Raw genomic sequence first — 13,750 nt, forward strand, 5'->3', positions numbered from 1 at the left:
CGCCGTTCTACGGAATGCGATAGCTGCCCGTCTTCTTGCCGATGTAGTTGTACGTACCTTTATCCGAGGGCAGGGCGACCACTTGCTGCCAGTCGAACTGTCCCTGGATGCCCTTATATTTCCCGGTGCCCGAACTGAGCGTGCCTTTGCCTGTCGTCGATCCGCCCTGATACGTGTACGCCTCAACGAACTTGTCGCCGTCCTTGTCCGAATAGACGCAGTATCCCGTTGCGCTGCCGGCGCTGAATCCCGCTTCGACGCAGCGCGCGGTCACGTTCTGCATCAGCGGCGTCTTGCTGTTGTTGGTCATCAGGAGCGTCGATTCGAAGAGAAAAACGGCGTCGTCGCCGCTGACGGTGACGTTTCGGACATCGGCTCCGGATGCGGTGTAAGTCGCTTCGATCGTGCCTTGCTTCGGGAGCGTCTGTGAATGACCGATCGATGCCCCGCATGCCGCTATGACGCCGACCAAGGCGTGAATCAGAAACCTGCCTGAAGCACTATTGCTCATGATGATCAACCTCCACGTTCTTGTTTCCAACTTGCGGTGATTCGAATAGGTGCGCGGCAGCAAAGGGAACACTCGGACACGATCGAGCACAGGCGCGTCGAATGAGTTCGAGCGCGCCGTATGAAATTCGACGTGTGATTCAGATGGCTTTCCTGCGCGATGCCGCACACTCACGTTTTATAGAAGTTAGAAATCGAAAGGTCCAGTGCATATTCTCGTAAGTCAGTAGGTGCCCTGAATAATGTGAAGTTCTCGAAGCTGTGCGCCTCTTTCTTGTCGTGGACGACGCGGCGCCGACGCCGCACCGGCGACTGCCGGCAAAAAAAACGAAAAGCCGTTCGCGTCTTCCTCCGCATCTTCCCTTATTCACAATTCGGCAGACAACACGCACGACGGCTCGCGCTCAGCGCGATGCCGTAGCGCAACAACGCCGCAAGCCTTGCTGCGTAACGCCGCTCCAAGACTTACCGCACGCGGATTGCCGCCCGAATCGGCCATGAAAACGCCAAAGGTATAACGCTTTCTCATACCCCTATCGCAAATTCTCAATGTTGGGCGCGCGGGCTTTTGGCTAGATTCGCTAAGTCGATGCAAGGACGATCCAGAACATTCCGGGGGAACACGAACAATGAGTCAGCACGACAGACCGAACGCAAAGCGCGTGGCCATCGTCACGGGAGCAGGCAGCGGTATCGGCCGCGCGACGGTCCACGCGCTCGCCGACGAAGGCTGGCGGGTCGCGCTCGCGGGCCGTCGACAGGACGCGCTCGATGCCGTCATTCGCGACTATGCAGAGCAGCATGCGGACGCCGCCGACCGCCTGCTCGCCATTGCAACCGACGTGGCCGATCCCGCCTCCGTCGCGCATCTCTTCGAAACCGTGCAGCGCCGCTTCGGCCGGCTCGATCTGCTGTTCAACAACGCAGGCGTAGGCGTGGAAGGCGTCTCGGTTGAAGACCTGTCGATCGAGCGCTTTCGCAGCATGCTCGATATCAACGTGACGGGCACGCTGCTATGCACGCAGGCGGCCTTCCGACAAATGCGCGCGCAAGAGCCGCGCGGCGGCCGCATCATCAACAACGGTTCGCTGTCCGCTCACACGCCGCGTCTTCATTCCGCCGACTACACCGCGAGCAAGCACGCCGTGAGCGGGCTGACGAAGGCATGCGCGCTCGATGGCCGCAAGTACGACATCGCGGTCTGCCAGATCGATTTCGGCAACGTGATGACCGACATGGCCGCGAAGATGCAGAGCGGCGTGCTGCAGGCCAACGGCGAACGCGCGCCCGAACCCACGATGGACCTCGCGCATGCCGCACGATCGGTCGCTTACATGGCGGGCTTGCCGCTCGAAGCGAACGTGCAGTACATGACCGTCATGGCGACGAAGATGCCGTTCGTCGGACGCGGATAGACGCGCCCCGAGCATATCGGCTGACGCAGTGCTTCACATAAAAGTATCGACGGAGACAAGCAATGCTCAAAACCCTGGCGGACGTCGCCCCCGAGGCCCACGCGCTCGATGAAGCGCGCATCTTCAACAAGGTGAGCTGGCGCATCGTGCCGCTCATCCTTGCGTGCTTCGTGGCGGCGTATCTGGACCGCGTGAATATCAGTTTCGCGAAGCTGCAGATGCAGTCGCAACTCGGCCTGAGCGAAGCCGCGTATGGCCTGGGCGCGAGTGTGTTCTTCATCGGCTATCTGCTGTTCGAGATTCCGAGCAACGCAATCATGGTCCGCACGGGCGCGCGCCGCTGGATTGCGCGCATCATGATTTCGTGGGGCGCGGCATCGGCGGCGATGATGTTCGTGCGTGACGAAACGTCCTTTTATGTGCTGCGCTTTCTGCTGGGCGCGCTCGAAGCCGGCTTCGTGCCGGGCGTCCTGTATTTCTATACGCAATGGTTTCCCGCCGAGCGTCGCGGACGCATGAACTCACTGTTCTTCGGCGCGATTGCGTTGTGCGGGATCATCGGCGGGCCGATCTCGGGCGGCATCCTCAAGTACTTCGACGGCGTCAACGGCATGCCGGGCTGGCAATGGCTCTTTCTCCTCGAAGGGCTGCCTTCCATCACGCTCGGATTGATGGTGCTGTTCGTGCTCGACGATCGCGTCGAAGATGCGAAGTGGCTCACGCCCGCTGAAAAGAGCCTGCTTTCCACGATCATCGCGCGCGATCGCAAGGTGGACAGCACGCATTCCTTTCTCGTTGCGCTGCGCTGGCCGGTCATCTATCTGTTCTCGCTGATCTACTTCGGCCTGTGCATGGGCATCTACGGCTTCCTGTTCTGGATGCCGCAGCTCGTGAAAAGCGCGGGCAATAGCGATCCGCTCGTCATCGGTCTCATCACGATGATTCCGTATCTCTCCGCGATGATCGGCACCGTGCTCATCAGCCGCAGCTCGGACCGCACGGGCGAGCGTCGCTGGCATCTGACCGGTTGCGCGCTGGCCGCCGCGTTCGGCTATTTCATCAGCGCCGCATGGCCCACGAACACGGTGCTGCTCGTGCTCGGCCTGAGCATCTCGGCGACGGGCGTGATCGCATCGTTCGGCATCTTCTGGATGTTCCCCGCGCGCATTCTGACGGGCGCGGCGGCGGCGGCCGGGCTTGCGCTGATCAACTCGCTGGGTCAGTTCGGCGGGATCGTCGCGCCGTACATGGTCGGCAAGGTGAAGGACATGCTCGGCAGCGCATCGATGGGGCTGTATGCGATCGCCGTCGTATGCATCTTCACGGCTGCGCTGATTGCGTGGGCCATGCCGCACAAGATCCGTTTCCGCGATGCAGGCACGGCGCGCGGCGAGCGCCTCCGGTAAAACGTCCGTCACTCATCTTTTCACCGCCTCGCCGCGCAGACGGGCAACCGCTGCGCGGCGTCAAGGCCGGCGCGCTTCGACAATCCTTTGGCTAAACGCACCGCTATTGGCTTCGAAGCGATGATGTAGGCCTTGGCCGCAACTGCACGCGGTGCTGGCGATGCGCGTCACGCGTCATCGTCCGCGCGTGCAGCCATCGAAGCGTGAGCGGGCAAGCGTCATCCATGATGTGGCGCGAGAAGGAGAACGCATGACGCCTTCGTGTATATCGCATTGATCGCCTACGGGCGTGTGAGCGCACGCTAACAGCGCATCCGCGTTTTCCCCTAACGAAACGCCGTTGACCTCGAACGGAACACGTAACAGAATTCACTGAACCGAACTGTGATCACAGGTCACAGCTAACGCAGCGTAACCCGAGTCATACGACGGAGACGCACAGTGGCGACACGCTCCACGACGGATCTTTCCTCGCTGGAACTCGTGGCAAGGGAAACCATGGCGGGCCGCGTCTATGCGCAATTGCGCGAGGCGATCATGACCGGCCGCTTCGCGCCGGGCCAGTTGTTGAGCTTGCGCAGCGTGGCGGAAGCCGTCGGTTCCTCGACCATGCCGGTGCGCGCGGCGCTTACACGCTTGCAGGCGGAAGGCGCGCTCATCGACGGACCCGGCCGCGCGCTGATGGTCCCGCCAATGACGCTGGAACTGCTCGGCGAACTGCGTGACGTGCGCATCGCGCTCGAAGGCGCGGTGGCGAAGCGCGCGGCGTCGCGCATGACGCGTGAGCATCTCACCGCGCTGCAAGCCGTCTATGACGTGATGGACGCGCATGTCGAAGCCGGCGACGGCCCCGCCTATTTGCGCAGCAACTTCGAATTTCACATCGCCATCTACACGCACGGCGCAAGCGACATCACGCTCGCGACGATCAAGAACCTGTGGATGCGCATCGGTCCGTTCCTGAATCTCGTCGCACCCGATATCCCGCACATGCGCCGCTCGATGACCGCGCATCGTCATATCGTCGAGGCGCTTTGGCGTGGCGACGGCGAAGGCGCGCGTGCGGGTATTGAAGAAGATATCGGCGATGCGGCGGCGGACATCGCGGAGCGCCTGCAAGGCGCGGAGCAAGCCAGCAAAGATAGCAGCAAGAAGGCAAGCGCTTAGGATCACGAATAACAATAGGGAGGCGAGGAATGACGGTTCTTCAGATGTTGAAACCGCAGGCGGGCTTGCGCGTGCTCATCACGGGCGGCGCATCGGGCATCGGGCTTGTGACCGCGCGCGCTTTCATCGATGCGGGCGCACGCGTGCATGTCTGCGATGCAAGCCCCGACGCCATCGATGCGCTCGCGAAAGCCGAAGCCCGCGCCGAGCTGAATCCGATTACCGCGACGCTCGCGGATGTGTCGGACCGCGATGCGGTGGAACGCGTCTTCGGCGATGTGGAAAGCCAGCTCGGCGGCCTCGATGTGCTCGTGAACAACGCGGGCATCGCGGGACCGACGGGCGGTATCGAAGAGATCGGCGTCGAGGAGTGGGAAGACACCGTGGACGTGAATCTCAACGCGCAGTTCTACTTCGCGCGGCGCGCGGTGCCGCTTCTGCGTCATGCCCCGCATGGCGGGACGATCATCGCGTTGTCGTCGGTGGCGGGCAGGCTCGGCTATGCGTTCAGAACGCCGTATGCGGCGACGAAGTGGGCCGTGGTCGGCATGGTGAAGAGTCTCGCGATCGAACTCGGTCCCACGAACATCCGCGTCAACGCGGTACAGCCGGGCGTCGTGAAGGGGCCGCGCATCGAACGCGTGATCGCGGCGCGCGCGAAGCAGATGAACCTCCCGTACGAGGAGATGGAGAAGCAGTATCTCGCGAAGATTTCGCTGCGCCGCATGACGACGCCCGAAGAAGTCGCCGCCACCGCGCTCTTTCTATGCTCGCCCGCGGGCAGCGGCATCTCGGGGCAAGCCATATCGGTATGCGGCAACGTCGAAGTGCTTTGAACTGAAGACCCACGAGGACAAAAGGACCCAAGAGGACTCACATGGCAAACAAACGCAAGGTCATCATCACATGCGCGCCGACCGGTGCGATCCATACGCCCTCCATGTCGCCGTATCTTCCGCTGACGCCGCAGCAGATCGGCGATGCGGCGCTCGCGGCGGCCAAGGAAGGCGCGGCGATTATTCACCTTCACGCGCGCGATCCTAACGACGGCCATCCCACGCAAGACCCCGCCGTGTTCCAGGAGTTTCTGCCGCGTATCAAGGCGGGAACCGACGCGGTCATCAACATCACGACGGGCGGCAGTCCGCACATGACCGTCGCGGAGCGATTGAAGCCCGCGCATCATTTCAAGCCGGAAGTGGCATCGCTCAATATGGGCTCGATGAACTTCGGCCTTTATCCGATGCTCGATCGCTTCAAGGAATTCAAATACGAGTGGGAGCGCAAGCATCTGGAAAACAGCCGCGATCTCGTGTTCAAGAACACCTTCGCGGATATCGAATACATCCTCACTTCGTGCAGCGCGAACGGCACGCGCTTCGAGTACGAGTGCTACGACATCTCGCATCTGTATAACCTCGCGCATTTCGTGGATCGCGGGCTCGCGAAGCCGCCGTTCTTCGTGCAGAGCGTGTTCGGCTTGCTGGGCGGCATCGGCCCGCATCCCGAAGACCTCGCGCATATGCGCCGCACCGCGGACCGCCTGTTCGGCAAGGACTATGTCTGGTCGATCCTCGGTGCGGGCCGCAATCAGATCGCGCTCGGCTCGATGGGCGTCGCGCAGGGGTCGAACGTGCGCGTGGGCCTGGAAGATTCGTTGTGGATCGAACCGGGCAAGCTCGCGGAATCCAGCGCCGCGCAAGTGCGCAAGATCCGGCAGGTGATCGAAGGATTGTCGCTCGATATCGCCACGCCGGACGAAGCGCGCGAAATGCTGCAACTCAAGGGCGCGAGCGACACCAACTTCTGATGCGCGACGCTTCGTGAACGACAGTGCAGGGCGCGTCGTGCTGGCCGCGGTCAACGCGGCGACCCGCAACCATCGAGGATCAATCGAATGCAAGGAAGAAACGTCGCGGTCATCGGTTCGGGTCGCATTGGCCGCGCGTGGGCCATCGTGTTCGCGCGCAACGGCTTCACCGTCAGGATTCACGATGCATCGGCCGACATGCTCGCGGGCGCGATCCCGGCGATCCGCGCAAGCGTGGAGGATCTCGCATCGTTCGGTCTGATCGACGAAGCCGTCGATACCATTGTCGCGCGCATCAGCGCATGCGAGACGCTGGCGCAAGCCGTCGCGGATGCGGACCTCGTGCAAGAGAATATCGCCGAAGTCGTGGAAGCGAAGCGCGCCTTGTTCGCCGATCTGGACCGGCTGACGAAGCCCGATGCGCTGCTCGCGAGTTCCACATCGGGACTGCCTGCATCGACGTTCACCGAAGAGTTGGCAGGCCGCGCGCGCTGTCTCGTGGCGCACCCGGTGAATCCGCCCTCGCTCGTGCCGCTCGTTGAGCTGTGCGGCGCGCCGTGGACCGCGCCGCATACATTGGAGCGTGCGCGCGCGCTATACGAAGAGGCGGGGCAAAAGCCGGTTATCGTCAATCGTGAAATTTCGGGGTTCTTGCTCAACCGCTTGCAAGGCGCCGTGCTCGACGAAGCGTTGAGTCTCTACGAACAAGGCTATGCGAGCGCAGCCGACCTCGATACCGTCATGCGCGATGGCCTCGCGATGCGCTGGTCGTTCATGGGTCCGTTCGAGACGATCGACCTGAACGCGCCCGGCGGCGTCGCGGATTATGCGTCGCGGTATGGCGGCACATATCGCAGCATCGCGGCGACGCGCACGCCGTTTCACTGGTCCGACGAAACGCTCACGCGGCTCGACGCCGAACGCCGCGCGGTGCTGGATCGGGACCGCATCGAAGAGCGCAGCCGCTGGCGGGATCGTCGATTGATGGCGCTGCTTGCGCATCGGCGGTCGCTGGAAGAGAAGGGTTGAACCATCTTCGCGCGATGATGTAAGCGCATGGGTAGCGTTCAATGCGAGCGGCACGTTTGAACATTCGATGCGCCGCTCGTGATTGTGTCGAAAACCGAATCATCGCAGTCAATGAATCTGGACTGCGCCCCGTCGAGCGTCTTTAATGTTTGCAGGCAGGACGGCAAGATCGACGGGAGGCAGCATGGATGCAGTCAGGACGTTCCTCGAAAATCAGTCGCTGTTCGCGCTGTTTCTCACCATCGCGCTCGGCTATCTGATCGGCGAGATCAATATCAAGGGCGTCGCGCTCGGGTCCGGGGCCGTGCTGTTCGTCGGGCTCGCCGTGGGTGCGTTCGCGCCGAAGTCGGCGCCGCCCGCGCTGCTCGGCACGCTGGGGCTGCTGCTCTTTCTATACGGAATCGGCATTCAATACGGCGCGCAGTTCTTCAAGGGCCTCACGAGCCGCGACGGCGCAAAGGCGAACGCGGCCGCATGCGTGGGCGTGATCGCCTCGGGCCTCGTGTCATGCGCGTTCATTCCGCTCGGCATCAGGCTCGCCGATTCGCTCGGCATGTTCGCCGGCAGCGGCACGAGCACGGCAAGCCTGCAAGTCGCGATTGCATCGATGAAAAGCAACGACGCCGCCGTTGCCTATAGCGTCGCGTATCCGTTCGGCGTGGCCGGGCCCATTCTGTTTCTCTACGCGCTGAAGGTCATGCTGAAGGCGACGATCGAGAAGCCGCCGGCGAAGGTGCTCGAAACCGCCGAAATCGCGCTGAGAAACGAGAGCTTTTTTGGCCTCACCATTGCGGCGCTCACGGCGCGCTTGCCTGCGGGCGTCGCGATTGCAGCGGTGCGTCGCGAGCACCACAATCAATTGCCCGCCGATGACTTCGTCCTGCGCTCCGACGATGTCCTGCTTGCCACGGCCACGGACCGCCGGCTGCTCGAACAGGCCACCGCGCTATGCGGCGAGTTGCAGCCGGGCCGCGTGACGAGCCGTCGTGAAGACCTCGACTATATGCGCGTGTTCGCATCGAATCCGGCGGTGGTCGGCATGGCGCTCGGCAACATCCGCTTTCCCGATGGCGTGAAGTGCGCGATCGCGCATGTCCGGCGCGGCGACGCCGATCTGCTTTCCACGCCCGATCTCGTGATCGAAGCGGGCGATCGCGTGGGGCTGCTCGTCAACCGCGCGCATCAGGCGACGATACGCGCGTTCTTCGGCGACTCCATCAAAGGCACCGCTGATTTGAGCTTCATTTGCCTCGGCATCGGCGCGGCCGCCGGGCTGTTGATCGGCGCGCTGCCGCTGCCCGTGCCGGGTCTCGGCTCCTTCAGCCTCGGCCTCGCGGCGCTGCTGCTGCTCGCGCTGTGTCTCGGCAAATTGCGGCGCAACGGGCCTTTCGTGTGGGTCATGCCGCTTTCCGCGAACCTCGTGCTGCGCAATCTCGGGCTCACGATCTTTCTCGCGCAGGTCGGCATATCGTGCGGGCCGAAGTTCATCGCGACGGTCGGCACGGCCGGGCCGCTGCTGCTGCTCTATGGCGCGATCACGCTGGCCGTGCTCGTGAGCGTCACGGCGGCGTGCTGCCTGTGGATTTTCAGGCTGCCGTTCGATACCACCGCCGGCGTGATCTGCGGCGCGACGGGCAACCCGGCCATCCTCGCATTCGCGAATCGCATTGCGCCGACCGAGCAGCCCGACATCATGTACGCGATGATTTTTCCGTCGATGACCATCGTGAAAGTGCTTTTCGTTCAGATCGCCATATCGCTTGCGAGCGGCTAAAGCCGTATCGACATTTTCAGGGAGGCCATCATGGAAGTCGCGATCTTCAGTTCGACGCCTTACGAGCGCAAGTTTCTCGATGAAGCGAACCAGTCGGAGCACCACGCGCTCAGATATCTGGACGTGCTGCTCGATCACGATACCGCCGGTCTCGCCAACGGCTTCGGCGCGGTCTGCATCTTCGTCAACGACAAGGCCGATGCGCGCGCGCTCGAAGCGCTGCATCGCGGCGGCACGCGTCTCGTCGCGTTGCGCTGCACGGGTTTCAATAACGTCGATCTCGAAGCGGCGGCGCGGCTCGGCATGAAGGTCGTGCGCGTGGTCACGTATTCGCCTTATTCCGTGGCGGAGTTCGCCGTCGCGCTGCTGCTCGCGATCAACCGCAAGGTGCATCGCGCGTACAACCGCACGCGCGATTCGAACTTCTCGCTCGATGGACTCATCGGCTTCGATCTGTACGGAAAGACGGTCGCGGTCGTCGGCACGGGAAAGATCGGCTGCGTGTTCGCGAAGATCATGCTCGGCTTCGGATGCGAGGTGATCGGCTTCGACCCGTATCCGTCGGCGGAATTCAAAGCGCTCGGCTGCCGCTATGCGGAGCCTGGCGAAATCGGCGTGAAGGCGGACATCATCTCCCTGCATTGTCCGTTGACGCCGCAGACGCATCACATCATCAACGCCGGCATGCTCGCACGCGCGAAGCCCGGCGCGCTGCTCATCAACACGAGCCGCGGCGCGCTGATCGATACCGAGGCGGTCATCGGGGCATTGAAGAGCGGACAGTTGGGCGGCCTCGCCATCGACGTGTACGAGCAGGAAGGCAGTCTTTTCTTTCGCGACCTGTCGAATGAAATCATTCAGGACGATGTGATGCAGCGTCTCGTCTCATTTCCGAATGTCATCGTGACGGGACATCAGGCCTATCTGACCCGCGAAGCGCTGACGACCATTTGCGAAACGACGCTGCAAAGCGTGAGTGCCTTCGAGCGAAACGAGCCGCTCGTGAATGAAGTAAAGGCAAGCTGACAAGTCGATGCGCGGCGTGTGCGTCGTGGCCTTGAATAAGCCACGGCGTTTGCATATCTTCAAACTGAATCCGCGATCAATGGCGGCTATCGACGCCGTTTTCGGCACGCTGCTGCAAAGATAATCGACGATACCGTTCGCACCTCTCATCGAACCGACTCGCATTATTTCAGAGACCGAAACCGGTCGACGCTCTATCACGCTTATCGCATGCGCTTTCCTGTGCAATGGTGAGCGCGGCGTCATGACTGTCATTGTCAACGGCAACGGCGTGGTGTATCAGAAGAGTAGTGGCGCAAATGCGCCGCCGTTGAAGTACGTTCGTCGCAATAGAGAAGGAAGGCAAGGAGTGGGCATGAACGCAAAGAGAATGCGAGTGAGTTGCGCCATCGTGATCGCGGTTTTGACGCTCGATGTGATGGCGCAAGGCAAGCCGATCGCGTATCCGTCGAAAGGACAGAGCGCGCAGCAACAGCAGAAGGACGATGGCGCCTGCTATAGCTGGGCGAAGAGCAATACGGGCATCGATCCGGCGACGGCATCGGCGGCGCCGCCACCGCCGAGCGGGCCTGCCGTGGGCGGCGGCGAACGCGTGGGCGGTGCTGCGCGCGGCGCGGCGGGCGGCGCGGTCATCGGCGCGATTGCGGGCGATGCGGGCAAGGGCGCGGCCATCGGCGCCACCGCCGGCACGATGGCGGGCGGCGTGCGCGCGCGTCAGAACCGGCGCGAGCAGCAAGCCAACGCGCAGGCGCAAAGCCAGGGCGCGATGAGCACGTATTACCGCGCGTGGGCCGCCTGCATGCAGGGACGCGGCTATTCGATTCAATGACGTTTAATCCACGCAGCGGCTTTGAAGCCATGTAGAAGGAGCGAGATGATGAGGCGCACGAGTCTGCTTCTGCTGTCATGTCTTGTGCTTTGCACGAGCGCACTGTCCGCCGAGCCCGAAACGGACATGAGCATCGAGCGTGGACAGCACGGCGCCACGGTGCAGGGCGTGGCGAAGGTCACGGCGACGATCGTCGGCATCGATCCGGCCACGCGCACCGTCACGCTCAAGACGAAAGCGGGAAAGGTGCTGGAACTCGAGGTGACGAATGAAGCGCGCAACTTCGATCAGCTCGTGGTCGGCGATGTCGTCACGGCGCAGTATCGCGAATCGCTCAGCCTGAGCCTCGTCGATACGAAGACCGACGTGAAGCGTTCCGAGAAAGAGATCGAAGCGCGCGCGCCGCAGGGTGCGAAACCGGGCGGCGAGATCGGTCGCGAAGTGACGATCATCGCGGATGTCGTGGCCGTCGATCGCCACGCGAACACCGTGACGCTGCGCGGTCCGCGCGGGCAGACGGTCGATGTGGTCGTGTCGGACCCCGAGCGCTTGAAGCGCGTGAAGAAGGGCGATCAGGTGAAGGCGGTGTACACCGAAGCGCTGGCCATTTCCGTCGATCCTGCGATGCGCAAATAAAGTGCCATGAGAAAGGGCCTTTTATTGGCGCGCCGGCATGGTGTGAGCCTGAGCACTGCCGCGGTGCTGATGCTTGCCGCTTGCGCGCAGCAGGAAGCGCGCGTGGATGCGGGGATGGATCAGCAGGCGATCGTCGCGCGTCTCGGTGCGCCTAAGGAAAGCTACGAGTTGCCCGGCGGCGGCAAGCGGCTGATGTGGCCGACACAGCCGATGGGTTCCACGACCACAGCCGTCGATATCGATGCATCGGGCAAGGTCGTCAGTGTGCGGCAAGTGCTTCAGGACAAGGAGTTCTATCGCGCGGAGGTCGGCAAGTGGACGCGCAACGACGTGCTGACCGCATTCGGCCGGCCGTTCGAAACGTCGTATTTCAAGCGCATGGACCGCGAAGTGTGGTCGTATCGGTATGTCGAAAACAACATCGACCATCTGCTCTTCCATTTCTATTTCGACAAGGACGGCGTGCTCAGGCAGACGCAGAAGCAGCCCGATCCTCGCTACGACCCGAGCCAGCGGAACGTGTTGTGAGTCGTGGCGGATGCGGTGCGGCGGAGTGCGCCACGGAGGCATGGATGAGACGAGACGAGCTTCGAATGGTGATCGCGGCCATTGGCGTGTTCATCTGGCTGGGCGGGCTGTACGGAACCATTCACGGCTTGATCTATGACGTGCGGCCCGAGTTCCGCTATGGAATGGTCGCGCTGGGCGCGGGCATCGTCGTGTTCGTGGCGGCGCTGAATCCGCTCGCGCAGCGCAAGCAGGGGAGCGGCGACGAGTCGTGATGAATCGTCGTGATGGCCACGATTGTGTACTAGGCTATAGAAGCGGGATGCTGATCAACGCGGCGGCGCACGTCCCGCATGCGATGGAGGGCTTCGCAATGGGCGATCTCTGGCTTGGCAATGTCGAAGAGGAAACGACCGATGACGAGATCCGCGAGTTCCTCTGTAAGTACGGGTTCCCTTCTTTCGATTCCATCAGACGCGTGCGCGGCACGGGCGAACATCCGGCGGCGGTCGTGACGTTCGACTCCGTCGAGCCGCATGTGCTTCGCCGCTTTCAGCCGCGCCTGCACAACATGCTATGGAAGGATCGCACGCTCGTGGTGCAGGTCATGCCCGAGCGCCACGAGCGTTGAGGGGAACATACATGAACCACCACGATGCGATCGCGGAGCCGGAACGCACGCACGAACGCGCGAGCGGGCATGAGCGGCTGAGCGCCAAGGCCTACGAAAAGGAACTCGCGCGCCTGCACGTCGAACTCGTGAAAGTGCAGCAATGGGTCGTTCATACCGGCGCGAAAATCTGCGTCGTGTTCGAAGGACGCGACGGCGCGGGCAAGGGCGGCACCATCCGCGCGATCACCGAACGCGTGAGCCCGCGCGTGTTCCGTGTCGTCGCGCTGCCCGCGCCGACCGACCGCGAAAAGACGCAGATGTACATGCAGCGCTATCTGCCGCATCTGCCCGCAGCGGGCGAAATCACGCTCTTCGACCGTAGCTGGTACAACCGCGCGGGCGTCGAACGCGTGATGGGCTTCTGCACGCAGGAGCAGGTCGAGACCTTTCTGCACGGCGTGCCGCTCGTCGAACAGGCGATCATCGATTCAGGCGTGATCCTGCTGAAATACTGGCTCGAAGTCGGGCAGGAAGAACAGACGCGCCGTCTCGAAGCGCGCATCCACGACGAGCGCAAGATCTGGAAGCTCTCGCCGATGGACCTTCGATCCTACAGCCGCTGGTACGACTACTCGCGCGCACGCGACGACATGTTCGCCGCGACCGATACGGAACACGCGCCCTGGTACGTCGTGCGTTCCGACGACAAGCGGCGCGCGCGTCTCAATGTCATCACCCACCTGCTGACGAACATTCCTTACAGCGCCGTGCCCCGCGAAAAGGTGAAGCTGCCGAAGCGCCAGAAGCCCGACGGCTATCGCGAGAACGAGCGGCCCTTGCGTTACGTGCCGGAGCCGTTTTGAACGCGGCATCGACCAGTCCTTGATGTAGCTCAACGACGATGACATCGCGCCGGTGCAACGTTGCGCATGGGTTTTGTCGATGATATTCATGCGTACTTGCGTCGCCATCATCCGGCCCTGCATCTAATGTAAGCGTTTCCCTCTCAATCTCTTGCGGAGGTCACG

The 13,750-nt window shown here is 62.6% G+C and carries 15 protein-coding genes; 14 read left to right on the top strand and 1 reads right to left on the bottom strand.

What is annotated here, in order from left to right; translation table 11 throughout:
• Positions 1 to 7: 7 nt before the first annotated feature.
• On the bottom strand, positions 8 to 511 hold the full coding sequence (locus AWB72_RS09205; RefSeq protein WP_040048985.1) for a hypothetical protein: 504 nt from the start codon (positions 509 to 511) through the stop codon (positions 8 to 10).
• A gap of 628 nt (positions 512 to 1,139) precedes the next feature.
• Here AWB72_RS09205 and AWB72_RS09210 point away from each other — a divergent pair.
• The 14 genes from AWB72_RS09210 to ppk2 all read left to right on the top strand — a co-directional run bounded on the left by AWB72_RS09210 (position 1,140) and on the right by ppk2 (position 13,585).
• Positions 1,140 to 1,925, top strand: a complete 786-nt coding sequence (locus AWB72_RS09210) for an SDR family oxidoreductase (RefSeq protein ID WP_040048955.1) — start codon at positions 1,140 to 1,142, stop codon at positions 1,923 to 1,925.
• A 62-nt stretch (positions 1,926 to 1,987) separates the two neighbouring features.
• Positions 1,988 to 3,331 carry an MFS transporter gene (locus tag AWB72_RS09215; protein ID WP_052449713.1) on the top strand — a complete coding sequence of 448 codons (1,344 nt, stop codon included), beginning with the start codon at positions 1,988 to 1,990 and terminating at the stop codon, positions 3,329 to 3,331.
• A 498-nt stretch (positions 3,332 to 3,829) separates the two neighbouring features.
• Positions 3,830 to 4,498, top strand: a complete 669-nt coding sequence (locus tag AWB72_RS09220) for a GntR family transcriptional regulator (protein WP_052449712.1) — start codon at positions 3,830 to 3,832, stop codon at positions 4,496 to 4,498.
• Between the two features lie 29 nt (positions 4,499 to 4,527).
• Positions 4,528 to 5,334, top strand: a complete 807-nt coding sequence (locus AWB72_RS09225) for an SDR family oxidoreductase (protein ID WP_040048953.1) — start codon at positions 4,528 to 4,530, stop codon at positions 5,332 to 5,334.
• Positions 5,335 to 5,375: 41 nt separating this feature from the next.
• Positions 5,376 to 6,308, top strand: coding sequence for a 3,5-dioxohexanoate:acetyl-CoA acetone transferase (gene kce, locus AWB72_RS09230; RefSeq protein ID WP_040048952.1), 933 nt, complete (start codon positions 5,376 to 5,378; stop codon positions 6,306 to 6,308).
• An 87-nt stretch (positions 6,309 to 6,395) separates the two neighbouring features.
• Positions 6,396 to 7,337, top strand: a complete 942-nt coding sequence (locus tag AWB72_RS09235; RefSeq protein WP_040048951.1) for a 3-hydroxyacyl-CoA dehydrogenase — start codon at positions 6,396 to 6,398, stop codon at positions 7,335 to 7,337.
• A 184-nt stretch (positions 7,338 to 7,521) separates the two neighbouring features.
• Complete coding sequence (locus AWB72_RS09240; RefSeq protein WP_040048950.1) at positions 7,522 to 9,111, top strand: aspartate:alanine exchanger family transporter; 1,590 nt, start codon at positions 7,522 to 7,524, stop codon at positions 9,109 to 9,111.
• 30 nt (positions 9,112 to 9,141) lie between these two features.
• Positions 9,142 to 10,137, top strand: a complete 996-nt coding sequence (locus tag AWB72_RS09245; RefSeq protein ID WP_040048949.1) for a 2-hydroxyacid dehydrogenase — start codon at positions 9,142 to 9,144, stop codon at positions 10,135 to 10,137.
• A gap of 370 nt (positions 10,138 to 10,507) precedes the next feature.
• Positions 10,508 to 10,966, top strand: coding sequence for a glycine zipper domain-containing protein (locus AWB72_RS09250; protein ID WP_374728884.1), 459 nt, complete (start codon positions 10,508 to 10,510; stop codon positions 10,964 to 10,966).
• 48 nt (positions 10,967 to 11,014) lie between these two features.
• Positions 11,015 to 11,602, top strand: coding sequence for a hypothetical protein (locus AWB72_RS09255; protein ID WP_040049294.1), 588 nt, complete (start codon positions 11,015 to 11,017; stop codon positions 11,600 to 11,602).
• Positions 11,603 to 11,608: 6 nt separating this feature from the next.
• Entirely contained in the window at positions 11,609 to 12,130 is a 522-nt protein-coding gene (locus tag AWB72_RS09260) for a hypothetical protein (protein ID WP_040049284.1), read from the top strand.
• 44 nt (positions 12,131 to 12,174) lie between these two features.
• Positions 12,175 to 12,384: a DUF2964 family protein gene (locus AWB72_RS09265; RefSeq protein WP_040049283.1), complete on the top strand. Its 210-nt coding sequence runs from the start codon at positions 12,175 to 12,177 to the stop codon at positions 12,382 to 12,384.
• Positions 12,384 to 12,740 carry an RNA recognition motif domain-containing protein gene (locus AWB72_RS09270; protein ID WP_374728881.1) on the top strand — a complete coding sequence of 119 codons (357 nt, stop codon included), beginning with the start codon at positions 12,384 to 12,386 and terminating at the stop codon, positions 12,738 to 12,740. The genes AWB72_RS09265 and AWB72_RS09270 overlap by 1 nt, the downstream gene beginning before the upstream one ends.
• A gap of 11 nt (positions 12,741 to 12,751) precedes the next feature.
• Positions 12,752 to 13,585, top strand: coding sequence for a polyphosphate kinase 2 (gene ppk2 / locus AWB72_RS09275; RefSeq protein WP_084592759.1), 834 nt, complete (start codon positions 12,752 to 12,754; stop codon positions 13,583 to 13,585).
• The last annotated feature ends 165 nt before the right edge of the window (positions 13,586 to 13,750 follow it).

This window comes from Caballeronia concitans (assembly GCF_001544615.1).
Lineage (GTDB): Bacteria > Pseudomonadota > Gammaproteobacteria > Burkholderiales > Burkholderiaceae > Caballeronia > Caballeronia concitans.